This window comes from Opacimonas viscosa (assembly GCF_024199005.1).
GTDB lineage: Bacteria > Pseudomonadota > Gammaproteobacteria > Enterobacterales > Alteromonadaceae > Opacimonas > Opacimonas viscosa.
The window spans coordinates 1-251 of record NZ_JANATA010000246.1; the positions used below are offsets into that span (position 1 = coordinate 1).

Below are 251 nucleotides of genomic sequence, written 5' to 3' on the forward strand. Positions count from 1 at the left end.
GATTATAAATGGTTCTGCGATGACTTATTTCGACTTTCGCATCCCAGGGCTTGAAATGACGGTTGTAGCTGCAGATGGTCAGCCTGTTAAACCAGTAAATGTGGATGAATTTCGAATTGCAGTAGCGGAAACTTATGACGTAATCGTTCAGCCAAAAGAGCGAAAAGCTTATACCTTTTTTGCGGAAAGTTTTGATAGAAGTGGATATGCGCGTGGCACCCTAACCCCGTCAATTGGCCTTACTGCAGAGG

Annotated in this window: 1 protein-coding gene; it reads left to right on the forward strand. The window is 44.2% G+C overall.

Features of this window, described 5'->3' with window-relative positions:
* The coding region (locus tag NLF92_RS13460; RefSeq protein WP_489886395.1) for a cupredoxin domain-containing protein at positions 1–251 on the forward strand (251 nt) is incomplete at both ends.